General features: G+C 72.5%; 20 protein-coding genes. 7 read left to right on the top strand and 13 right to left on the bottom strand.

The genetic code is table 11. The features are described from left to right. The first annotated feature begins 201 nt into the window (after positions 1-201). Positions 202-1,734 carry a hypothetical protein gene (locus tag ACZ67T_RS11900; protein WP_469983395.1) on the top strand — a complete coding sequence of 511 codons (1,533 nt, stop codon included), beginning with the start codon at positions 202-204 and terminating at the stop codon, positions 1,732-1,734. Between the two features lie 26 nt (positions 1,735-1,760). Here ACZ67T_RS11900 and ACZ67T_RS11895 read toward each other — a convergent pair whose 3' ends face one another. Then, on the bottom strand, positions 1,761-3,056 hold the full coding sequence (locus ACZ67T_RS11895) for an ABC transporter substrate-binding protein (protein ID WP_469983393.1): 1,296 nt from the start codon (positions 3,054-3,056) through the stop codon (positions 1,761-1,763). A 117-nt stretch (positions 3,057-3,173) separates the two neighbouring features. Here ACZ67T_RS11895 and ACZ67T_RS11890 point away from each other — a divergent pair, with 117 nt between their 5' ends. The 3 genes from ACZ67T_RS11890 to ACZ67T_RS11880 all read left to right on the top strand — a co-directional run bounded on the left by ACZ67T_RS11890 (position 3,174) and on the right by ACZ67T_RS11880 (position 6,513). Further along, positions 3,174-3,674: an SCO4402 family protein gene (locus ACZ67T_RS11890; protein ID WP_469983392.1), complete on the top strand. Its 501-nt coding sequence runs from the start codon at positions 3,174-3,176 to the stop codon at positions 3,672-3,674. Between the two features lie 70 nt (positions 3,675-3,744). Next, positions 3,745-4,629, top strand: a complete 885-nt coding sequence (gene purU / locus ACZ67T_RS11885; protein WP_469983390.1) for a formyltetrahydrofolate deformylase — start codon at positions 3,745-3,747, stop codon at positions 4,627-4,629. Positions 4,630-5,127: 498 nt separating this feature from the next. Continuing rightward, positions 5,128-6,513 carry a PAS domain-containing protein gene (locus tag ACZ67T_RS11880; protein ID WP_469983388.1) on the top strand — a complete coding sequence of 462 codons (1,386 nt, stop codon included), beginning with the start codon at positions 5,128-5,130 and terminating at the stop codon, positions 6,511-6,513. A gap of 14 nt (positions 6,514-6,527) precedes the next feature. Here the strand turns inward: ACZ67T_RS11880 and ACZ67T_RS11875 are convergent, their stop codons facing one another. After that, positions 6,528-7,283 (bottom strand): SIS domain-containing protein, encoded by a 756-nt coding sequence (locus tag ACZ67T_RS11875; protein WP_469983387.1) that lies wholly within the window; start codon positions 7,281-7,283, stop codon positions 6,528-6,530. Between the two features lie 203 nt (positions 7,284-7,486). Here ACZ67T_RS11875 and ACZ67T_RS11870 point away from each other — a divergent pair, with 203 nt between their 5' ends. Together ACZ67T_RS11870 and ACZ67T_RS11865 are read left to right on the top strand one after the other, a co-directional pair. Beyond that, complete coding sequence (locus tag ACZ67T_RS11870; RefSeq protein ID WP_469983385.1) at positions 7,487-8,179, top strand: metal-dependent transcriptional regulator; 693 nt, start codon at positions 7,487-7,489, stop codon at positions 8,177-8,179. Positions 8,180-8,767: 588 nt separating this feature from the next. Further along, entirely contained in the window at positions 8,768-9,628 is an 861-nt protein-coding gene (locus tag ACZ67T_RS11865) for an alpha/beta fold hydrolase (protein ID WP_469983383.1), read from the top strand. Between the two features lie 33 nt (positions 9,629-9,661). Here ACZ67T_RS11865 and pdxH read toward each other — a convergent pair whose 3' ends face one another. Continuing rightward, positions 9,662-10,402, bottom strand: a complete 741-nt coding sequence (gene pdxH, locus ACZ67T_RS11860; RefSeq protein ID WP_469983382.1) for a pyridoxamine 5'-phosphate oxidase — start codon at positions 10,400-10,402, stop codon at positions 9,662-9,664. A 230-nt stretch (positions 10,403-10,632) separates the two neighbouring features. On the opposite strand from pdxH, the gene ACZ67T_RS11855 reads away from it, so the two are divergent. Continuing rightward, positions 10,633-11,763: a citrate synthase 2 gene (locus ACZ67T_RS11855; protein WP_469983381.1), complete on the top strand. Its 1,131-nt coding sequence runs from the start codon at positions 10,633-10,635 to the stop codon at positions 11,761-11,763. A 76-nt stretch (positions 11,764-11,839) separates the two neighbouring features. Here the strand turns inward: ACZ67T_RS11855 and ACZ67T_RS11850 are convergent, their stop codons facing one another. From ACZ67T_RS11850 to ACZ67T_RS11805, 10 genes are all read right to left on the bottom strand, one after another. After that, positions 11,840-12,442 carry a TetR/AcrR family transcriptional regulator gene (locus tag ACZ67T_RS11850; protein WP_469983380.1) on the bottom strand — a complete coding sequence of 201 codons (603 nt, stop codon included), beginning with the start codon at positions 12,440-12,442 and terminating at the stop codon, positions 11,840-11,842. Further along, positions 12,430-13,176, bottom strand: a complete 747-nt coding sequence (locus tag ACZ67T_RS11845) for an enoyl-CoA hydratase family protein (RefSeq protein WP_469983378.1) — start codon at positions 13,174-13,176, stop codon at positions 12,430-12,432. The genes ACZ67T_RS11850 and ACZ67T_RS11845 overlap by 13 nt, the downstream gene beginning before the upstream one ends. A gap of 157 nt (positions 13,177-13,333) precedes the next feature. Further along, positions 13,334-13,573 carry a hypothetical protein gene (locus tag ACZ67T_RS11840; RefSeq protein WP_266671677.1) on the bottom strand — a complete coding sequence of 80 codons (240 nt, stop codon included), beginning with the start codon at positions 13,571-13,573 and terminating at the stop codon, positions 13,334-13,336. Continuing rightward, positions 13,557-13,808 (bottom strand): DUF6400 family protein, encoded by a 252-nt coding sequence (locus ACZ67T_RS11835; protein ID WP_469983377.1) that lies wholly within the window; start codon positions 13,806-13,808, stop codon positions 13,557-13,559. The genes ACZ67T_RS11840 and ACZ67T_RS11835 overlap by 17 nt, the downstream gene beginning before the upstream one ends. Before the next feature lie 292 nt (positions 13,809-14,100). Further along, complete coding sequence (locus ACZ67T_RS11830) at positions 14,101-15,270, bottom strand: acyl-CoA dehydrogenase family protein (protein WP_469983376.1); 1,170 nt, start codon at positions 15,268-15,270, stop codon at positions 14,101-14,103. Beyond that, the gene (locus tag ACZ67T_RS11825; RefSeq protein WP_469983775.1) at positions 15,267-17,120 is read right to left on the bottom strand and encodes an acetyl/propionyl/methylcrotonyl-CoA carboxylase subunit alpha; all 1,854 of its coding nucleotides are present in this window, start codon (positions 17,118-17,120) and stop codon (positions 15,267-15,269) included. The genes ACZ67T_RS11830 and ACZ67T_RS11825 overlap by 4 nt, the downstream gene beginning before the upstream one ends. Positions 17,121-17,137: 17 nt before the next feature. Then, positions 17,138-18,736, bottom strand: a complete 1,599-nt coding sequence (locus ACZ67T_RS11820; protein ID WP_469983375.1) for an acyl-CoA carboxylase subunit beta — start codon at positions 18,734-18,736, stop codon at positions 17,138-17,140. Then, positions 18,733-20,520: an acyclic terpene utilization AtuA family protein gene (locus ACZ67T_RS11815; RefSeq protein ID WP_469983373.1), complete on the bottom strand. Its 1,788-nt coding sequence runs from the start codon at positions 20,518-20,520 to the stop codon at positions 18,733-18,735. Before ACZ67T_RS11815 ends, ACZ67T_RS11820 begins: the two co-directional genes overlap by 4 nt. Then, positions 20,517-21,311: a TIGR03084 family metal-binding protein gene (locus ACZ67T_RS11810; RefSeq protein ID WP_469983371.1), complete on the bottom strand. Its 795-nt coding sequence runs from the start codon at positions 21,309-21,311 to the stop codon at positions 20,517-20,519. The genes ACZ67T_RS11815 and ACZ67T_RS11810 overlap by 4 nt, the downstream gene beginning before the upstream one ends. 174 nt (positions 21,312-21,485) lie before the next feature. Next, a complete protein-coding gene (locus ACZ67T_RS11805) occupies positions 21,486-22,511 on the bottom strand; it encodes an EamA family transporter (RefSeq protein ID WP_469983774.1) in 1,026 nt (341 codons plus the stop codon). Positions 22,512-22,527 lie beyond the last annotated feature (16 nt).

Below are 22,527 nucleotides of genomic sequence, written 5' to 3'. Positions count from 1 at the left end.
GCGCAGGAGACGCAGGGGTGAAGCTTGTGTGACGGACGCCTCAACCCGCTCGGGGAGGGCGCTAATCAGCGTTGCGCAGGCCTGTTTTGTTACTTGAGGGTGTGGGGAGGCTGTGGGGTTCTGAGCTGCGTGGCACGTGTGTGCGGGGACCCGGTAGCGTGAGCCGACGATTCCGAAGGTCCCCCAGTCGTAGGAGTCCCGGTGACGCAGCAGAGCGGACAGGGCGAGGATCCGCACCTTCCCTCGGTGCGGCAGGCACACGAAGGCGTCGTGCTGCCCGCCGACGGCAGCGAGCCCTTGCTGCCGGGTACCTTCGGCGACCAGTCGCACGTCGCCCCCGCGGGCGGCAGCCCCTGGGGCCAGCCGTGGGGCCCCGAGTCCGCGCAGGCGGCCTCCGGCGGCCCGATGCCCTCGTACGAGTGGGGCGCGCCGTCCGCGCTGCCGGGTGAGAACGCGCCGTACGCCGCGGCCCCGCTGCCCCCGGCCGTACCGCAGCAGCAGTACTCGGCGCAGCTGCCGCCCGCCTCAGCCCCGGCCGGCCCGCCGCCGGCGGACGCCGCCCCGTACGGCTCCGCGCCACTGCCGCCCGTCTCCACCTCGGACGCGACGCAGTACATAGCCCCCACCGCGCCCTCCGACGCGGACGCCACGCAGTACATCGCGCCGGTCGCGCCGGGGGCCCTGCCGCCCGAGGTGCCCTCCGACGCCACCCAGTACCTGGGCCGCGCGAACGCACCCGGCCAGATGCCGCCCCAGCAGCCACAGCAGCAGCCGTACGGCTCCATGCCCATGCCGCCCGCGGGCACCGACAGCGATGCCACGCAGTACATCGCGCCCGTGCCCTCGCCGCCGCCGAGCGCGCCCTACGGCATCCGTCCCGGCGCCCCCGGCGACCGGCAGCCCCCGGCCGAGTTCGACAGCCTCTTCCGCACCGAGCCGGAGCCGGACGCGCCCGCCTCGACGCAGCAGATGCCCCGCTTCGACCCGCGCGCCGGCGGCCCCTCGGGACCGGGCGGACCGGGTGGACCGGGAAGACCCGGCCCGGCCGCGCAGCCGCAGGGCCCGTACGAGCCCGCCGGGCGGGCCGCGGCCCGCAAGGGGCAGAACCGCACCGGCTCGAAGGTGCCGCTCATCGCCGCCATCGGCGTCGGCATCCTCGTCGTCGGCATCGGCGCGGGCGCCCTCATCAGCGGCGGAGGCGACGAGAACAAGGGCGACGACGCCAAGCCGGCCGCCGCGACCGGTGAGCCGGGCAGCTCGTCCCCGACACCCGCCGACCCCGCCAAGGCGCAGGCCGTCGCCCTCGACAAGCTCCTCGCCGACTCGAACAACAGCCGCGACACGGTCATCAGGGCCGTCGCGAACATCGGCGCCTGCAAGGACCTCGGCAAGGCCGCGGGCGACCTGCGCGGCGCCGCCACCCAGCGCACCGGGCTCGTCACCCGGCTCGCCGCGCTCGAAGTGGACAAGCTGCCCAGCAACGCGGCGCTCACGCAGTCCCTCACCAAGGCGTGGCAGGCCTCCGCCTCCGCGGACAGCCACTACGCGGCGTGGGCCGACCAGGTCGCGGGCAAGAACGGCTGCCACAAGGGCCGCGCCAAGCCCACCCCGCAGCGCCGCGCGGGCGACCAGGCGAGCGCCACCGCCTCCACGCAGAAGACCCAGGCGTCGAAGCTGTGGAACGCCATCGCGACGCAGTGGAGCCTTCCGCAGCGCAAGCCGTACCAGCTCTAGCCGACGAGGGCGGCGGCCGAGCGGGCTCAGCCCATCGGGGTCGCCTCCAGCGTCCTCGACACGTCGACGAGTCCGCGGCGCGCGGCCACGAGCCGCCCGTCGCGCACCACCTGGAAGGTGACGTCGGCGTTGACGAGCCGCGGGAAGCCGCGGGCCGCGATCATGTCCTCGAAGCGCCAGCTCAGCGTCGGCGTCAGCCCGCCCGTACGCACCTTCAGGCCGCCGTCGAGCGCCGCACGCACCGTGTGCGACGTCACGTCACCGTTGCCGAGCGACTCGATGACCTGCTTCAGGACGGTGTACGCGATCCAGGTCGTCTGCACGCCCGCGTCCGCCGGGTCGATCCGGTTGTCGCCGAACGCCTGCTCGCTGATGACCTTGCGCATCGTCGCCCACCGCCGGTCGGTCGCCACCGGGTACCAGCCGGTGACGTACGCCCCTTCGTAGACGCCCGACTTGCCGCCCGAGCGGTCGATGACCGTCTGGTCGACACTGCCGAGCACGGTCGAGATCCGCACCTTCGGATACGAGTCGCGGGTGCGGCGGAACGAGTCGAAGAACGTGTCCGTGCGGTCGCCGAGTACCGCCGACACACAGCCCTTGCCGGTCGGGTCGGCACCGGCCCGCTGGAGCGCCTGGCGGGCCTGCTCCGTGTAGTCGGTGGCGTCCTCGGCGGCGCGCACGTCGAAGGCCCCGTTGCGGCCCGCGGACAGGCCCGTGTCGAGGAGCAGCGGCAGCTGGTCGCCGGCGACGGTGTCGGGGCGCACGAGCGAGGTGCGGTCGCAGCCCGCGGCGGCCAGCTGCCGTCCGTTTCCGGCCATCAGGGCGGGCTGACCGCCGTTGACCGGATACGACAGGGGGCTGGCGAACTCCTCGTCGGTGACGCCGTAGCCGCCTATGTACGGGATACCGGCGGACTCCAGCGGGGCGAGGAAGGAGCGGGCGTGCTGGCTGTAGGAGCCGACGACCGCGACAGCCTGCTGCTCGACGGCGTCCCTGGCGCAGCGGGCGGCGCCCACGGTGTCGTTGTTGTCGTTGCAGGTGATGACCCTGAGGTCGCGGCCGCCGATGCCGCCGTGGGCGTTGACCCAGCGCGCGTAGGCGCGCGCCATGGCCGGCATGCCGGGCATGTTGGTCGCCTGGGTCTTCTCGGGCGCCCACGTCATCACCGTGATGGGGTCCTTGGAGCTCCCGGTGATGTCGGAGACGAGTCCGCACCCGGCGACGAGCGACGCGCAAGCCGCCCACACCGCCGCCGAAAGCACGGTGGAACGCAGGGAGCGCAAGGTGCGCGGGGTGATGGTGCGGCGCCGGCCAGTCATGAACCTGCACGATTCCGCCGCATCCCTAACCTGCGAGTGACCTGCGGTCAACGTGCGGTGACGTGGAGGTGAATTACGGGGGTCGGGACAGGCCGGCGGGGACGGCACGTACGATCGATGACCGTGCAAAGCTCGGAGAAGTCTTCCCGTCGCGGCCGTCGCTCCTCCACCATGGGCGGCATGCCACTCAACGACATGCCGTGGTGGCGCTGGCGCAGCAATGTGCGCTCCGCGCTGCACATGCTCTCCGACCCCGCGTTCCAGCGGGACGTCTGGCTCGCGGGTGTGGACGGGTTCGGGGACGTCACGGACGCCGTGTACCGCCTCGTCGAGGACACCTGGCTCGACAACTGGTCCGCCGAGAAATACGTCGGCACGATATTCCGGGACTCCCAGGAGGCGCAGCTCGTCGACACCGCGGTGCTGCGCGTGCTGCGGATCATGCACCAGGTGGGCCCGGACGCCCCCGTCTCCGCCTATCTCGACCACCACGCGTGGCCGGAAGCGGTGCACTCCGCGCGGGACGCGCACGTCGTGCTCGCCACGAGCGACGGCGAAGACCCCGACGCGGCGCCCCGCACGCTCGAGGTCCTGCGGATCATGACGCGGGCGGCCTGAGCGCCGCGAGCACGTCCGACCAGCGGGACGGCGGCCCGGCGCGGGTTGCGTGTATGGGACCCTTGCCTGCATGAATGAGCCGTCCCCCGCGTCCGGCGTCGCCGGCGGCGAGCAGTACGTCCTGACTCTCTCCTGCCCCGACAAGCGGGGCATCGTGCACGCCGTGTCGAGCTATCTCTTCATGACCGGCTGCAACATCGAGGACAGCCAGCAGTTCGGCGACCACGACACGGGCCTGTTCTTCATGCGGGTCCACTTCTCGGCGGACGCGCCCGTCACCGCGGAGAAGCTGCGGGCCAGTTTCGCCGCGGTCGGCGACTCCTTCCAGATGGACTGGCAGATCCACCGCTCCTCGGAGCGGATGCGCGTCGTCCTGATGGTGTCGAAGTTCGGCCACTGCCTGAACGACCTGCTCTTCCGCGCCCGGATCGGCGCCCTGCCGGTCGACATCGCGGCGGTCGTCTCGAACCACACGGACTTCGCCGAGCTCGTGAAGTCGTACGACATCCCCTTCCACCACATCCCGGTGACGAAGGACAACAAGCCCGAGGCCGAGGCGCAGATCCTCGACCTGGTGCGCGCGGAGGGTGTCGAACTGGTCGTCCTGGCCCGCTACATGCAGGTCCTCTCGGACGACCTGTGCAAGGAGCTGAGCGGCCGGATCATCAACATCCACCACTCGTTCCTGCCGAGCTTCAAGGGCGCCAAGCCGTACCACCAGGCACACGCGCGGGGCGTGAAGCTGATCGGCGCGACCGCGCACTATGTGACGGCCGACCTCGACGAGGGCCCGATCATCGAGCAGGAGGTCGAACGCGTCGGCCACGACGTGACGCCGGACCAGCTCGTGGCGATCGGCCGCGACGTGGAGTGCCAGGCACTCGCCCGCGCCGTGAAGTGGCACGCCGAGCACCGGATCCTGCTGAACGGGCGCCGGACGGTCGTCTTCACCTGATCCACCGCGCGCGGGTCGGCTCGTGGGTCGTGCGCCCGCGGGTTGTACTCACACGCAGACGACCCGCGAGCCAGGTCTCCTCCCGTACGGGACGGGGGGAAGCCGGCCGGACGTACCGGCGGCTCGCGGGTCGGGTGACTGCCTGGGATTGGGGCCAGCTGCACGCAGCTCTCACGTGCTGGTCCGGCGCCGAAATCGAGATGCGACGCCGGGCTGCTAGCCCGCAGTCACCTCACGCGTCCGGTATTCATACATCTGCCGAACCACCTCCCTTCTTGTGTACCTCCACTCTAAGAAGGGCCCAGGGAGCCTTCAAGCGAATTAACGGGCCCACAGCTGGGCCCGTCCGCGAGGCCGTACGCTGTGATCAAGGACGGAACGTTCCCCCCGGATCTCCGGGGCGCAACGATTTCCCCGAACTCCGTGTGTGCTGCGTCACGTTCGAGTTGAATGATCTGAAGTGCGGAACACGCGGACACAGCCTGCAGGGGGTGCCAGGTGAGTGCTTCCCGGCGTAGTGGGGCCACCGACGAGCTCGGGCCCGACGAGCCCGAACGGGACGGGGCCGATCTTCTTGCCGCGTTGCTCGACGGGATGGACGCCGCGCTCTGCGCGTTCGACGCCGACGGGATCGTCACCCATTGGAACCGTGAGGCCGAGCGGATCCTCGGCTGGTCCGCGGCCGAGGCCGTGGGACGGCGCGGGTTCTCCGGATGGGCGGTGCGCAGCGCCGACGCCGACGAGGTCGAATCCCGGCTGATGGCCGCGATGCGGGCGCCGGGCCGGCAGGTCCACGAATTCGCCCTGCTCACCAAGGACGGCGGGCGCGTCCTCGTACGGACCCAGTCCTCCGCCGTGCGCGGGCCCGACGGCAAGCCGGCCGGGCTGTACTGCGCGTTCAGCGAGGTGCACACGCAGATCGACCTGGAGCGGTCGATCGCCCTGAGCGAGGCCCTCTTCGAGGACGCCTCCTGGGGAGTCGTCCTCGTCGACGCCGACCTGCGGCCCGCGGTCGTGAACGTGCACGCCGCCCGGGCCCTCGGTGCCGGCCGTACCGCGCTGCTCGGACGCCCCCTCGGCGACCTGATCTCGCAGGGCGTCGAGGAGCTGGAGAGCGCGCTCGCCCATGTGCTCGCGGAGGGCGCGCCGCCGGCCCCGGCCGAGCTGTGGGTGACGGTGCGGCTCCCGGAGGGCGACGCGCGCAGGTGCTGGCGCAGCGGTTTCGTGCGGCTCGCCTCACCGCTGACCGAGGAACCCGTACCGCTGGGCGTCGGATGGCTGTTCCAGGACGTCACCGAGGCCAAGCAGACGGAGCAGGAGGCGGCGCAGCTGCGGTTCCGGGCCAACCAGCTGCACCGGGCCTCGCGGGCCGCCGCCGAGTGCGAGGACCCGGCGGAGGCGGCGACCGTCCATCTGGACTTCGCGCTGGCCGGGTTCGCCGACCACGCGCTGATCGATCTGGTGGTCGGGGACGAGCAGGCCGACGGGGACCGCGCGGGCCCGGTGCGCCTGGCGCGGGCGGCCGCGACGCCCTCGGGAGCGCCGGGGCCGAGCCTGCTGGTGTCCCGTACGACGCTGCCCGTGCGCTATCTGGAGGGCCACCCCGCGCTGCAGTGCGTGGAGCGCACGGGTTCGGTCCGGGCGAGCGCGAGCGGGCGCGACGCCACCCGGGAGCGCGAGTGGGCCGAGGCGAGACAGTGGCCCGAGGGCACGGTGCACGCCCTGTGCGCGGTGCTGCGCAGCCGGGCGCGGACGCTGGGCGTGGTGACGTTCCTGCGCGGGCCCAGCCGCACGCAGTTCGAGCGGGCCGACGCCACGTACGCGGAGAGCGTCGCGGCCCGGATCGCCGGGACGCTCGACCTCGCGAGAGTGCTCGACCGGTAGCCGCGCGCCACGCGTCAGTGGCGGTAGAAGATCCGGTCGCCGTACTCGGTGAAGATCCGGCCGTTCCACTCGTGGCCGCCGTCCACGTTCCCGGAGCGCAGGAGCGGCGGCTGGATGCCGCGGTCGGCGAGCTCGGCCGCGGCCGTCGCCATGGTGGCCTGCATCAGCGCGCTGGCCACCATCGTGGAGGCCGGCCCGAAGGGGGCGTCGACGGTGTCGTACGTGAGCTCCGCGTCTCCGACCTCGATCTTCGAGTCGAGGACGATGTCGCAGTGGTCCTTGAGGAACGTCCCCGACACATGGCGGGACTTCGTCCCCTCCGCGTACGCCACGGACGTCACGCCGATCACGCGCAGGCCCAGGGCGCGCGCGTTCATGGCCATCTCCACGGGCAGAGAGTTGCGGCCGGACAGCGAGATGATCACCAGGGTGTCGCCCGCGCGGACCGGGCTGGAGTCGAGGACGGCGCCCGCGAGCCCGTCGACACGTTCCAGGGCGGAGCCCAGCGTGGCGGGCATGACGTCGACGCCGACGACCCCCGGCACGGAGAGCAGGTTCATCAGGGCGAGACCGCCCGCGCGGTAGACGACGTCCTGCGCGGCGAGCGAGGAGTGCCCCGCGCCGAACGCGAAGAGCCGGCCCCCCTCGGCGACCGTGTCGGCGATGAGCGTGCCGGCGGCCGCGATGTTGCGGTCCTCCTCGTCGCGCACCCGCCTCAGCAGGCCGATCGCGGCGTCGAGGTACTGACCGGCCAGCTTGCTGTCGCTCATCGGCGGAGCCCCTTCGTCGTCCCTTACTGCCCGCGTGCCGCGCATCACGTTGCGGTCCGGACCAGTGCCCTGTCAATACGTTCCTGCCTCACGGAGCCCGGTTCCCCCGGTGCGGCACGGTTGTCGGTGCTATGCGTCAGAATTGGGTTCAGGGCCAGCGCACGAGCTAGCGGTGAGCTAGCAGAGCTAATCGAGGGGCACGTATGTCCGGACTGATCGACACCACGGAGATGTATCTCCGCACCATCCTCGAGCTCGAAGAGGAAGGTGTGGTCCCCATGCGCGCCCGGATCGCCGAGCGGCTGGACCAGAGCGGCCCGACGGTGAGCCAGACCGTGGCCCGCATGGAGCGCGACGGCCTGGTGGCCGTCGCCACGGACCGCCACCTGGAGCTGACGGACGAGGGCCGCCGGCTCGCCACGCGCGTCATGCGCAAGCACCGCCTCGCCGAGTGCCTGCTCGTCGATGTGATCGGCCTGGAGTGGGAGCAGGTGCACGCCGAGGCCTGCCGCTGGGAGCACGTGATGAGCGAGGCGGTCGAGCGCCGCGTCCTCGAGCTGCTGCGGCACCCGACCGAATCGCCGTACGGGAACCCGATCCCGGGGCTCGAGGAGCTGGGCGAGAAGGACGGCGCGGACCCGTTCCTCGACGAGGGCATGGTGTCCCTCGCCGACCTCGACCCGGGCACGGACGGTAAGACGGTCGTGGTGCGCCGGATCGGTGAGCCGATCCAGACGGACGCGCAGCTGATGTACACGCTGCGTCGTGCGGGCATCCAGCCGGGCTCCGTGGTCAGCGTGACGGCGTCGCCGGGCGGGGTCCTGGTGGGCAGCAGCGGTGAGGCCGCGGAGCTGGCGGCGGATGTCGCCTCGCACGTGTTCGTCGCCAAGCGCTGAGCCGCGCGCCGGGCGCGGCAACCGACGTCCGGGCAACTTACCGACGCGTCAACTCCTGTTCCCACAGGCGCAATTGGGACGTCATCGCATTCCCTGAGAACTCTCGCAGAAACCAAGATTCACTGCGTGGAATCGCAGCGCGCGGACGTTTTGCGTGCAAGGCTGTCGCGAGAGGCATATGACCTGAGGACTCCTGACCGTCTCGGTTTCGGGTCCGTACCGGTCCGGCCGCACGGGCGGGGAGGGGGCAGGACGATGTGCCGACGCACCCAGGCGGGGCGCACCCAGACAGGACGTACTCGGACAGGACGTACTCGGACAGAGGGCCCCGGCGCCTTGCGGCGCCGGGGCCTGTCCTCCCCTGTGCTGACCCGGAGCCCCGAGCTCCCAGGGTCATCCCCTTCGGACCGATTTCCCCGAGCGGTCCGCCTCCCGCTGAAGATCTCCCCTCGACGACGGCGATCAATCCTTGAGCGAGGTCACTCGAACGAGGGGTGTTGCCGAGAACGACCGCGTTTTCGAAAAAGAGTTCGATAGCGTGCGCGGGTACGCGACTGCAGGCGCGACCAAAAGGGGGTGCCAGGGCCTATGGTGCGGCGCATCGACGTGACCGGGGCGGGCGGCGTGAGCCTCGCCGCGTGGGAGTTCGCCGACCCTCCCAAGACGGGTGAGGTCGACCAGTCCCCCGGCGTGCTGTTACTGCACGGCCTCATGGGCCGCGCCTCGCACTGGGCGGACACCGCCCGCTGGCTCTCGGAGCGCCACCGTGCCGTCGCGCTCGACCAGCGCGGCCACGGCCAGAGCCAGAAACCCCCCGAGGGTCCCTACGACCGCGAGGCCTACATCCAGGACGCCGAGGCCGCGCTCGTGCAGCTCGGCCTCGCGCCCGCCGTCGTCATCGGCCACTCCATGGGCGCTCTCACCGCCTGGCAGCTCGCCGCGCGCCGCCCCGACCTCGTACGGGCCGTGATCATCTGCGACATGCGGGCCTCCGCGCTCGGGGCGGCGTCCCAGCGGGAGTGGGAGGACTGGTTCGACGCCTGGCCCCTGCCCTTCGCCACGCTCGGCGACGTACGGAAGTGGTTCGGCGAGGACGACCCGTGGGTGGAGCGGCCCCAGCCCTCGCGCGGTGAGTTCTACGCCGAGGTCATGGCGGAGAGCCCCGACGGCTGGCGGCCCGTGTTCGACCACCGGCAGATGCTCGCCTCCCGGGCCACGTGGGTCTACGACGCGCACTGGGAGGAGCTGGCCCAGGTCCGCTGCCCCGCCCTCGTCGTCCGCGGCCTCGACGGCGAGCTGGGCCGCGCCGAGTCGCAGGAGATGGTCCGCGTCCTGCCCCGTGGCGAGTACGCGGAGATCGCGGACGCCGGGCATCTCGTGCACTACGACCGGCCTCAGGCGTTGCGCTCCGCGATCGAGCCCTTCCTGGACGGCGTGCTCACCTCGTAGCGGCGGAACCCCGTACCGACGGCGGACCCGGCCTCAGGGGCCCAGGCGTTCGACGCGCCAGGAGCCGGACGGCTCGTGGACGTAGCGGAGCCGGTCGTGGAGGCGGTTCTCGCGGCCCTGCCAGAACTCGACCGTGCGCGGGGTGACGCGGAAGCCGCCCCAGTGGTCGGGCACCGGGATGATCTCGCCCTCCGCGTAGCGCTCGGCGAGTTCGGCGTACGCGGCGTCAAGTTCGGCGCGCGTGGCCAGGACCTGTGACTGGGCGCTGGCCCACGCGCCGAGCTGGGAACCGCGCGGACGCGAGCGGAAGTACGCGGCCGTCTCCTCGCGGCTCGTGTGGGCGACGGTGCCGGAGACGATGACCTGGCGGGCCATCGGGTGCCAGGGGAAGAGCAGCGCGATCTCGTGGTTCGCCGCCAGGTCGCGGGCCTTGCGGGAGCCGTAGTTCGTGTAGAAGACGAAGCCCCGGTCGTCGTAGGCCTTGAGCAGCACGGTGCGCGAGCTCGGCCGGCCGGCCGCGTCCGCCGTGGAGACCACCATCGCGTTCGGCTCGTACAGCACGCCGCGCGCCCGCGTGGCCTCGTTGAACCAGAGCTCGAACAGTTCCATCGGGCGCGCGGGGACGTCCTCCTCCAAGAGCCCCTCACCCGGCGGGCGGTACTGCGCACGCATGACGGCGGGGTTCGGGGGCGCGTGGTGGTCATGGTGGTCGTGGTGGTCGCTCACGCGGTCATCCTGCCGTACGCATGGGGCAGTCGGGCGCGTGGAGTTCATCACTGAGTGGCACCGAGTGCCGCGCACTCTCCCCAAGGGTGGCACCAGCGGATATCGTCATCGGTCCCGCCGCCCCTTCGTTGGGTGACCGCCTGCCGAACGGGGCATCACCGGGGTGACCGATCCGGCCCGCGAGCCCCCGAGCCGCGCCACCACCGCGGTCCACCGTCGTACCGATAGATGCAGAGTCGTACAGACGCAGAGTCGTACACATTCAGAGGAGCCGCCTGATGTCCGACCCCGGCCTTGACCCCGGCCCTGTCCCCGGCTTCGTGCCCGGCCTCGAGGGAGTCGTCGCGTTCGAGACGGAGATCGCCGAACCGGACAAGGAGGGCGGCGCCCTCCGGTACCGGGGCGTCGACATCGAGGATCTGGTCGGCCATGTCTCGTTCGGCAACGTCTGGGGCCTGCTCGTCGACGGGGCCTTCAACCCGGGCCTGCCGCCCGCCGAGCCCTTCCCCATTCCCGTCCACTCCGGCGACATCCGCGTCGACGTGCAGTCCGCGCTCGCCATGCTCGCGCCCGTGTGGGGCCTGAAACCGCTGCTCGACATCGACGAGGCGCAGGCCCGCGAGGACCTCGCCCGCGCCGCCGTCATGGCCCTCTCCTACGTCGCCCAGTCGGCCCGCGGACAGGGCCGGCCGATGGTGCCGCAGCGCGAGATCGACAAGGCGGACACCGTCGTCGAGCGGTTCATGAAGCGCTGGCGCGGCGACCCCGACCCGAAGCATGTCGCCGCCGTCGACGCGTACTGGACGAGCGCCGCCGAGCACGGCATGAACGCCTCCACGTTCACCGCGCGCGTCATCGCCTCCACGGGCGCCGATGTCGCGGCCGCGCTCTCGGGCGCCGTCGGCGCCATGTCGGGCCCCCTGCACGGCGGCGCGCCCTCCCGCGTCCTCGGCATGATCGAGGAGATCGAGCGCACCGGCGACGCGGACGCGTACGTCCGCCGTGCCCTCGACAAGGGCGAGCGCCTCATGGGCTTCGGGCACCGCGTCTACCGCGCCGAGGACCCCCGCGCGCGCGTGCTGCGGCGCACGGCCCGCGAGCTGGGCGCCCCGCGCTTCGAGGTCGCCGAGGCCCTGGAGAAGGCGGCCCTCGCGGAGCTGCACGCCCGCAGGCCCGACCGGGTCCTGGCGACGAACGTGGAGTTCTGGGCGGCGATCATGCTGGACTTCGCGGAGGTCCCGGCGCACATGTTCACGTCGATGTTCACGTGCGCCCGCACGGCCGGCTGGTCGGCGCACATCCTGGAGCAGAAGCGCACGGGCCGCCTCGTCCGCCCCTCGGCCCGCTACATCGGCCCGGGCAGCCGCGACCCGCGCGACATCGAGGGGTACGGGGACATCTCGGGCTGAGTACTGCCCTCGGCACAGCGAGCGGCGCCGCGCGGTCTTCCCTGCGGCGCCGTTCGCGTACGTCGTCCGACCCGCGTCACCCCAGCGCCCCGTCCAGGATCGCCGCCCACTGCGCGACGACCCGCTCGCGGCGGGGCCCGTCGTCGGTGAGGAGGTTCGCGAGGCCGAGGCCGCGCGCCATGTCGAGGAGCCCCTGCACCGTCTCGCGGACGCCGGGGCGCGACTCGTCGGCGGCCAGGAGCTCCACGGCGATGCGGTGGGTCTCGCGGCCGACGCGGGCCTCCAGTTCGGTGACGCGGCCGCCCAGCTGCGGCTCGTTCGACGCCGCCACCCACAGGTGCAGGGCGGCGCGGAACAGCGGGCCCGTGTACAGGTCGACGAGGGCGGCGACGACCTCGGTGCGGCCCCGGGGACGCAGGGCACGCAGCGCGGTCGAGCGCTCCTCGGCGACGTACTCGACGGCGGCGGTGAACAGGTCCTCGCGGGTCGGGAAGTGGTGCTGGGCGGCGCCGCGCGAGACCCCGGCCCGTTCGGCGACGACGGAGACCGTGGAGCCCGACCAGCCGCGCTCGGCGAGGCAGGACACGGCCGCTTCGAGGAGGCGCCGGCGGGTGGCGCGGCTGCGGTCCTGTTTGGGGGCGCGCTCCACCGCCGTACCGGTTGAGGTCACAGCACCCATGCGGGATCCCGTCGTTCGAGGAAGGCCGTCATCCCTTCGCCTGCCTGTGCGGAGGAGAACAGCCGGGCCGAGAGCGAGCTCAGGTCGGCCGCGTCCCGGTCGAAGGCCTCCAGCACCTTAGCCGTGAGCAGCCGTTTCGTCTCGGCCAGGCCCTGCGGGGACGACCTGCGCAGCCCGTCGAGGACGGGGGCGAGGGCCGCGTCCACATCGTCGCCCGCCGCCGTCAGGAGCCCGATGCGGACCGCTTCCGCCGCGTCGAAGCGCTCGCCCGTCAGGTAGTAGCGGGCGACGGCGCGCGGGTCGGTGCGCGGGAGCAGGGGCAACGAGATGACGGCGGGCGCGACCCCGATGCGGACCTCGGTGAACGCGAACGAGGCGGCGTGCGAGGCGGCCGAGATGTCGCACGCCCCGAGCAGGCCGAGCCCGCCCGCCCGCACATGCCCGGCGATCCGCGCGACGACCGGCCGGTCCAGCGCGACGATCTGCCGCAGGAGCGCGACCAGGGCATCGGGCGGGGGCGGGGACTTCAGGTCGGCGCCGGCGCTGAACGTGTTGCCGGTGTGGGTGAGGACGACGGCCCGTACGGCGTCGTCCTTGCCGCACGCCGTGAGCGCGTCCGCCAGCTCGGCGACGAGCCCGGCGGACAGGGCGTTGCGGTTGGCCGGGGAGTCGAGGGCAAGGGTGGTGACCCCGCGCTCGTGCGAGGCGCGGACCAGGTTCTTCGGGGTGCTCACGACGTCTCCCTGAGCTGTCGGCGGAGGATCTTTCCCGAGGCGGCGCGCGGCACGGCCCCTCTCCGGTCACATGGGCGCGACATTCAGAGAGTGGCAGCGGGCACAGAAACAATCAAGCGTGCCTGCATGAATCAGGATCCGGCCGTCCGGACGCCGGTCAGAGCGTTCTGCCGTCGGGCCCGGTCACGCCCGGCCGGGTGTTCAGGGACCACATATGGGTGCACTGCGGACACTGGAGGTGGAGGACCGGCCCTTGATTGGAGATCAGGTAGCGCCAGTGCTCGCGGCAGTTGCGACGGTCGGCGCAGGGCGCACAGTGGCGGGCGTCGTCGCAGACGGGGCAGGCCACCCAGGCGCGCCGGGCGATGTCCGCCTGCGGATCAATGGGAAGCCGCACGGCCCGGCTCCTCTCCCGGCAGGACACCGGCCGCCACCAGAAGGTCGTAGGTCCGCTGCTGCCCGGCGTCCAGACCCGAGTAGAGGAGGGCGTGCGCCTCGTCCTCGCCCCGCAGGACGGCCGCCGGATCCCAGTCGGGGCCGAGCGCGGCCACGACCTCGGCACGGCGCCGGGCCTCCTCGAAGGTCAGGTCGATCGCGAAGGGTATGAGGCCAGGTGAATTGTCTTGGTTCATGGCGAGACTTCCGATGAGCTGAGCAGAACTCGACCATCAGTACCAGGCACCCCCAGCCCCAGGAAAGGGTTACCTAAGTTGCCCTGCGGTGACCGGGAGCGACGTACGGCCCGGACGGTCGACGGGGCGGCCTCGGATTCACCTACGGGGGTGGGCCGTTGCCGATGTCGGCCACGAAGAGACCGGCACGACCCGCCGACGGGACTATGACGCACTTCACGGCGGCCCACGGGGAGAGCCCGGCCATGATCCGCCGGACACCCCCGGGAGCCCGGATCTCCGGCTCAGGTCGCTAGTACGACTTCGGCAGCCCCAGGGTCTGGTGGGACACGTAGTTGAGGATCATCTCCCGGCTCACGGGGGCGATGCGGGCCACGCGGGACGCCGTGATGAGCGAGGCGAGGCCGAACTCGCGGGTGAGGCCGTTGCCGCCGAGCGTGTGCACCGCCTGGTCGACGGCCCGCACACAGGCCTCCGCCGCCGCGTACTTGGCCATGTTCGCGGCCTCCCCCGCCCCGATGTCGTCGCCCGCGTCGTACAGATGGGCCGCCTTCTGCATCATCAGGCGGGCCGTCTCCAGCTCGATGTGGGCCTGCGCGAGCGGGTGGGCGATGGCCTGATGCGCGCCGATGGGCGACTTCCAGACGGTGCGCTCCTTCGCGTACCCGACGGCCCTGGCCAGGGCGAAACGGCCCATGCCGATCGCGAACGCGGCCGTCATGATGCGCTCGGGGTTGAGGCCCGCGAACAGCTGGAGCAGGCCGGCGTCCTCGTCGCCGACGAGCGCGTCGGCCGGGAGCCGTACGTCGTCGAGGACGAGCTCGAACTGCTTCTCCGGCGCCTGGATCTCCATGTCGATCTGCCGCCGCCCGAAGCCCTCGGCGTCGCGCGGCACGATGAACAGACACGGCTTGAGGCTGCCCGTACGCGCGTCCTCGGTGCGGCCCACGATGAGGGTGGCATCGGCGATGTCGACGCCGGACACGAACACCTTGCGCCCGGACAGGATCCAGTCGCCGCTGTCCCCGTCGCGGCGGGCGGTGGTCGTGATGCGGTGCGAGTTGGAGCCCGCGTCGGGCTCGGTGATCCCGAACGCCATCGTGCGGCTGCCGTCGGCGAGACCCGGCAGCCAGGCGGCCTTCTGCTCCGGCGTCCCGAAGCGGGAGATGACGGTGCCGCAGATCGCGGGCGACACGACCATCATCAGCAGCGGCGCGCCGGACGCGCCCAGCTCCTCGAGGACCAGCGACAGCTCATACATGCCGCCGCCTCCGCCCCCGTGCTCCTCGGGCAGGTTCACGCCCAGGTAGCCGAGCTTCGCCGCCTCCGCCCACAGCTCCTCGGGGTGGCCCCCCTCGCGGACGACACGGGTCATGTAGTCGCGTCCGAAGCGGCTGCCGAGAGCGGCGACGGCGGAGCGCAGAGCCTGCTGCTCCTCGGATTCGAGGACGGGAGCGTTCACGACTGATCCTCCTGTACGACGGCGAGCAGGGCGCCGACCTCGACCTGGCGGCCGGGCGCGGCGTGCAGGGCGGTGAGCGTGCCGGAGGCGGGAGCGGTGATGCGGTGCTCCATCTTCATCGCCTCCAGCCAGACGAGGGGCTGCCCCGCGGCGACCGTGACGCCCTCGGCGAGCCCTTCGGCGAGCCGGACGACGGTGCCGGGCATGGGCGCGAGCAGGGATCCCGGCTCCTGGCGCGCGACGGGCTCGGGGAGTCGGGGCAGGGCGGTGAGCGCGGCGCCGTTCACGTACACGCGCTCCCCGTGGACCGCGACGTCGAACTTCCTCACCACGCCGTCCACTTCGAGCACGACGAGCGCCGGGCCCGCGCGCACGACGCGCACTCCGTCCGCGGCCAGACCGTCACGGGTGTGCCGGTAGCGCACCTCGTGCTCGGTCCCGTCGGGTTCGGTGCGGTAGTGCTTGATCTGCGGCTGCGACGCCACGTTGCGCCAGCCGCCGAACCGGGAGCGGCCGTGCGCGTCGGCGAGGGCCGCGGCGAGCGGCGCGTACGGGTCCGGGTCCGGCGCCGTGAGCGCGGCCAGGTGCCGGTCGTAGAACCCGGTGTCCGCGCCGCCCGCGGTGAACTCCGGGTGCCGCAGCGACCGGACGAGCAGCTCCCTGTTGGTGACCGGGCCGTGCACGACGGCCCGCTCCAGGGCGCCCGCCAGCTTGCGCAGGGCCTCGGCGCGGGTCGGCGCGTGCGCGACGACCTTGGCGAGCATCGCGTCGTAGTGCACCCCGATCGGGTCGCCGTCGGTGAACCCGGTGTCCAGGCGTACGGCCTCCGGGACGGACAGCCGGTGCAGCGTGCCGGTCTGCGGGGCCCAGCCGGCGGCCGGATCCTCCGCGTACAGACGGGCCTCCACCGCGTGTCCGCGCGCGACGGGCACCTCCTCACCCAGGGGCTCGCCCTCGGCGACGCGCAGTTGCAGCGCGACCAGATCGACGCCGAACACGGCCTCGGTGACGGGGTGTTCGACCTGGAGGCGGGTGTTCATCTCCAGGAAGTGCGCCCTGCCGTCGGCGACGAGGAACTCGACGGTTCCGGCGCCCCGGTAGCCGGTGGCTCGCGCGGCGCGCACGGCCATCTCCCGCAAAGACGCCTCCAGTTCAGGCGTGAGACCGGGTGCGGGCGCCTCCTCGACGACCTTCTGATGGCGCCGCTGGAGCGAGCAGTCGCGGGTGCCCAGCGCCCACACGGCTCCGTGCGCGTCGGCCATGACCTGCACCTCGACGTGCCGGCCGCCCTCGATGTACGGCTCGACGAACACCTCACCGTCCCCGAAGGCGCTCAGCGCCTCGGCCCCGGCGGCAGTCAACTGCTCTTCCAGCTCGGCCAGTTCACGTACGACACGCATGCCGCGCCCGCCACCGCCGGCGGCGGCCTTCACCAGGACGGGCAGGTCCTGGTCCGTGACGGTCTTGAGGGGCTCGATGCCCATGAGCTCCTTGGCGCGCGTCTTGGACGCCATGGCCTCGATCGCCTCGGGCGGCGGGCCGATCCAGGTCAGGCCCGCGTCGGCGACGGCCCGCGCGAAGCCGGCGTTCTCGGACAGGAACCCGTAGCCGGGGTGCACGGCGTCCACGCCCGCGGCCAGGGCGGCCTTCACGATCAGGTCGCCGCGCAGATACGTCTCAACGGGCGACGCCCCCGGAAGCCGTACGGCGGCATCGGCCACGCGCGCGTGGAGGGCGTTCTCATCGGCGTCCGAGTACACGGCGACGGTCCGGATGCCCAGTTCGGCGCAGGTACGGAAGACGCGGCAGGCGATCTCGCCGCGGTTGGCGACGAGTACAGAGGTGATCATTCGCGTGGTCATGGGCCTCACATCCGGAACACGCCGAATCCACCGCGCGCGCCCTCCACGGGCGCCGTGTGGATCGCGGACAGGCACAGGCCGAGCACGGTCCGGGTGTCGCGCGGGTCGATGACCCCGTCGTCGTACAGCCGCCCGGAAAGGAACATCGGCAGGGACTCGGACTCGATCTGCTGCTCCACCATCGCGCGCAGCGCCGCGTCCGCCTCATCGTCGTACGGCTGCCCCTTCGCGACGGCGGACTGGCGGGCCACGATCGACAGGACGCCGGCGAGCTGCTGCGGCCCCATCACGGCCGACTTGGCGCTCGGCCAGGCGAACAGGAAGCGGGGATCGAAGGCCCGCCCGCACATCCCGTAGTGCCCGGCGCCGTATGAGGCACCCATGAGGACGGACAGGTGCGGCACGCGGCTGTTGCTGACGGCATTGATCATCATCGAGCCGTGCTTGATGATGCCGCCCTGCTCGTACTCCTTGCCGACCATGTAGCCGGTGGTGTTGTGCAGGAACAGGAGCGGGATGTCGCGCTGGTTGGCGAGCTGGATGAACTGGGCGGCCTTCTGCGACTCCTCGCTGAAGAGAACCCCTTGCGCATTGGCGAGGATGCCGACCGGATAGCCGTGCAGGGACGCCCAGCCCGTTGTCAGGCTCGACCCGTACAGCGGCTTGAACTCGTCGAAGTCCGAACCGTCCACGATCCGGGCGATGACCTCCCGCGGGTCGAAGGGGACCTTGAGGTCGCCGGGCACGATGCCGAGGAGTTCGTCGCTGTCGTACTTGGGCGGCTCCACGAGCTGCGGATCCGCGTACGCCTTGCGGTGGTTGAGACGGGCGACGACGCGGCGCGCCTGCCGGATCGCGTCCCGCTCGTCGAGCGCGAAGTAGTCGGCGAGCCCGGAGGCACGGGCGTGCATCTCGGCGCCGCCGAGGGACTCGTCGTCGCTCTCCTCGCCGGTCGCCATCTTCACCAGGGGCGGCCCGCCCAGGAAGACCTTCGCCCGCTCCTTGACCATGATCACGTGGTCGGACATGCCGGGGATGTACGCGCCGCCGGCGGTGGAGTTGCCGAAGACGACGGCGACGGTGGGGATCCCGGCGGCCGAGAGGCGCGTGATGTCGCGGAAGATGCCGCCGCCCGGGATGAAGATCTCCTTCTGGGAGGGCAGATCGGCGCCGCCGGACTCGACGAGGCTGATGCAGGGCAGCCGGTTGGCGAACGCGATCTCGTTGGCGCGCAGGGCCTTCTTCAGCGACCAGGGGTTACTGGCTCCGCCGCGCACCGTCGGATCGTTCGCGGTGACCAGGCACTCGACGCCCTCGACGACGCCGATGCCGGTGACGAGGGAGGCGCCGACGGCGTAGTCGCTGCCCCAGGCCGCGAGCGGGGAGAGCTCGAGGAAGGGCGTGTCGGGGTCGAGGAGCAGTTCGATACGTTCGCGGGCGAGCAATTTGCCGCGCTTGCGGTGCCGTTGAACGTACTTCTCACCGCCACCCGCAAGCGCCTTGGCGTGCTCGGCGTCGAGCGCGTCGAGCTTGCCGATCATGGCCTCGCGGTGAGCGGCGAAGTCGGCACCGCCGACGTCCAGGGCCGAGGCGAGAACGGTCACGACAGGACCTCCGGTATGTCCAGATGACGGGAGCGCAGCCACTCGCCGAGCCCCTTGGCCTGAGGATCGAAACGGTGCCGGGAGGCGACGCCCTGGCCGAGGAGGCCGGTGACGGTGAAGTTGAGGGCGCGGAGGTTGGGCAGCACGTGCCGGACAACTGTCAGATGACGGCTTTCAGTTATCAGATTCTGAAATCTGTCAGCTGTCATCTCATGCACGAGCCACCGCCAGGCCTCGTCCCCGCCACCGGCTCCAACTGCAGCTCCGCCCCCGCTTCCGGCTCCGTCCCCGCCTCCGGTCCGGTCACCGTCCAAGCCGCCCTCGCTCCCGCTCACCCACACCCCCACGTTCGCGTCCCCGCCCTTGTCGCCGCTGCGGGCGCCCGCGACGAGGCCGAGGGGGGCGCGCCGGGTGGGGCCGGGTGGCAGAGGCGCGGGCAGGGGTGGTTCTTCCACGTCCGTCAGCGCGCGCGTGGGGCCGTCGTACGTGATCGACTTCCGCTCGCCGTCCGGCAGTACGGCGACCTGCTCGACCTCGCCCCGGTCCACGTACGCCGCCTCGAACACCCCGTACGGCGCGCCCTTACCGGGCGGGGCCGTCACATGGAAGCCGGGGTAGCTGCCGAGGGCCAGTTCGATCGCGGCGCTGCTGAGGGTGCGGCCCACCGCGTCCGCGTCGCCGTCCCGGACGACGAGCCGCAGCAGCGCGCTCGCGGTCTCCTCGGTGTCCGCGTCCGCCCGATCCGTGCGCGCCAGCTCCCACGTCACCTGCGCAGGGCGGGACTTGGCCCGGTCGAACGCGTCGTCCATCTGCTCCCGCACGAGCGCCGCCTTGGCCTCGATGTCGAGCCCGGTCAGCACGAACACGACCTCGTTGCGGAAGCCGCCGAGCCGGTTGAGGCCGACCTTCAAGGTGGGGGGTGGTGCCTCGCCGCGCACTCCGTCCACGCGGACGCGGTCCGGGGCCTCCTGCGTGAGCCGTACGGTGTCCAGCCTCGCGGTCACGTCGGGCCCCGCGTACCGGGCGCCCCCGGTCTCGTAGAGCAGCTGCTCCGTCACCGTCCCCACCGTCACGAACCCGCCCGTGCCGGGGTGCTTGGTGATGACGCAGGAGCCGTCCTCGTGGAGCTCGGCGAGGGGGAAGCCGGGGCGCCGCAGATCGCGGGCCCGCCCGGTGAAGCGGGAGTAGTTGCCGCCCGTGGCCTGGGTCCCGCACTCCAGGATGTGCCCGGCGACGACGGCCCCGGCGAGGCGGTCGTACGCGTCCTGCTCCCACCCGAAGCGCCAGGCCGCGGGTCCGGTGACCAGGGCTGCGTCGGTGACGCGGCCGGTGACCACGATGTCGGCGCCGGCCGCGAGGCAGGCGGTGATCCCGGCGCCGCCGAGGTAGGCGTTGGCGGTGAGGGCACCCGGGTAGCGTCCGCTCGGGGCGAGGTCGTCGCCCTCGACGTGCGCCACGCGCGCGTGGAGGCCGAGACGGCTCGCCAACTCCCGTAGGGCGTCGGCGAGTCCGGCCGGGTTCAGTCCGCCCGCGTTCGCGACGATCTTCACGCCCCGGTCGAGCGCCGGGCCGAGGGTCTCCTCCAGCTGGCGCAGGAACGTGCGGGCGTAACCGCGCGCCGGGTCCTTCAGGCGGTCGCGGCCCAGGATGAGCATGGTCAGTTCGGCGAGGTAGTCGCCGGTCAGGACGTCGAGGGGGCCGTCTTCGAGCATCTCGCGCAGGGCGTCGAAGCGGTCGCCGTAGAACCCGGAGGCGTTGCCGATGCGCAGTACGTCCTCGGTCACCGTCCGGCCCCCTTCGCCTCGCGCCCCGCTCCCGGCGGTCCCGCGAAGGCCTGGGCGATGTCCAGCCACCGGTCGGCGTCGGCGCCTTCGGCCCGTACGTCGACGTCGTCGCGGTGCGCCCGCTGCGTCACCAGCAGGCAGAAGTCGAGCCCGGATCCCGTCACGCGCTGCGCCGCGCCCTCGGGCCCGTACGTCCACAGGTCGCCGCAGGGGGCGGTCAGTTCGACGCGGAACTCCTCGGCGGGCGGGGTCAGCCCGCGTACGGCGAAGGCGAAGTCGCGTGCCCGGACCCCGATGCGGGCCACATGCCGCAGCCGGTCGCTGGGCCCCCGTCCGACGCCGAGCGCGTCGGCCACGTCCTGACCGTGTGCCCAGGTCTCCATGAGGCGGCCCGTCGCCATGGATGCGGCCGACATGGGCGGCCCGTACCAGGGAAAACGCATTCCTGCGGGGGCGGCGACCAGGGCCCGGAGCAGTTCCTCGCGGCCGGTGCGCCAGCGGGCGAGCAGTTCGGCGGGCGGCAGCGCGGCGCCCTCCTCCGCCCCCGCGTCGACGAAGGCGTCGGGCGCGGCGACGGCTTCCCGCACGAGGGCGGCGAACGCGTCGGCGTCCGTGACGGCGAGCAGGGCGGAGCGGTCGGTCCAGGCCAGATGCGCGATCTGGTGGGCCACGCTCCAGCCGGGCGCGGGCGTGGCGAGGGCCCATCGGTCCTCGCTCAGCTCACTGACGATCCGGTCGAGTTCGGCGCTCTCACTGCGCAGATCCTCGAGCACGGCCAACGGGTCGGACACGATGCGCTCCCCTCCGGGGCACGACGGCGTGCCCCGGAGCATGGCAGTGCCCGGAGAAACAATCAAGCGTGCTTGTATGAAAATTGAACAGGGGGAGGGAATGGAAAACCGGGGGCGACGGGCGGCGGCGCGCGGCCTGTTCGGCCCGCCGCCGACGTCCGCCGCGCTCCCGCGTCAACCAGCCTGCCGTCCGGCCTGCTTGAGCTCCGGTTCGGGCACGTTCCCGGCCTTCGGCGCGGACGCCTTCATGGCCTCCGCGTCGGGTACCTTCGCCCGCCCCCGGCCCACCTGTGTGCGCACCGCGCCGATGCTGGCCGCGATGACCAGGGCGATCGCCAGGGCGCCGACGGCGGACAGGGCCTGGTCGAGGATGAGGAATCCGGCGAGCGCGGCGATGGCCGGTTCCAGGCTCATCATGACCGCGAAGGTGGACGCGGGCAGGCGGCGCAGGGCGAGGAGTTCGAGGGTGTACGGGAGGACCGAGGACATGACGGCGACGGCCGCGCCGAGGGCCAGCGTCGACGGCACGACGAGCTTCGGGCCGGACGCCGCGATGCCGAGCGGCAGGGAGAGCACGGCCGCGACGGCCATCGCGAGGGCGAGACCGTCCGCCTGCGGGAACCTGCGGCCCGTACGGGCGCTGAAGACGATGTACGCAGCCCACATGCCGCCCGCCGAGACGGCGAAGGCCGCGCCGACCAGGTCGAGTCCGCCGAAGCCGCCCCCGCCGAGGAGGAAGACACCGCAGAGCGCGAGGCCGGCCCAGATCGCGTTGACCAGGCGGCGGGAGGCGAAGACCGACAGGGCGAGCGGGCCGAGCACCTCGAGGGTGACGGCCGGACCCAGGGGGATCCGCTCCGCCGCCTGATAGAAGAGCATGTTCATGCCGCCCATGGCGACACCGAAGGCGACGACGGTGCCCCAGTCGGCGCGCGAGTGACCGCGCAGCTTCGGCCGGCACACGATGAGCAGCACGAGCGCGGCGAACACCAGGCGCAGGGTGACCACGCCGACCGCCCCGGCGCGCGGCATCAGCGTCACCGCGACGGCCGCGCCGAACTGCACCGACACACAGCCGCCGAGCACGAGTCCGACCGGGCCGAGCGCGCCCCAGCGGGAGCCGCCCGGCGCGGCACCCCCGGGTGCGGCGGGAGCGCCCGCCACCTCCGGCTGCGCCACCACGGCCTCCGGCTGCACCAGTGCGGCGGCCGCCGCG

Source organism: Streptomyces sp. NPDC107517 (assembly GCF_055582645.1).
The sequence above is the reverse complement of the archived record's forward strand: the minus strand, read 5'-3'. Positions and strand labels throughout refer to the sequence as shown.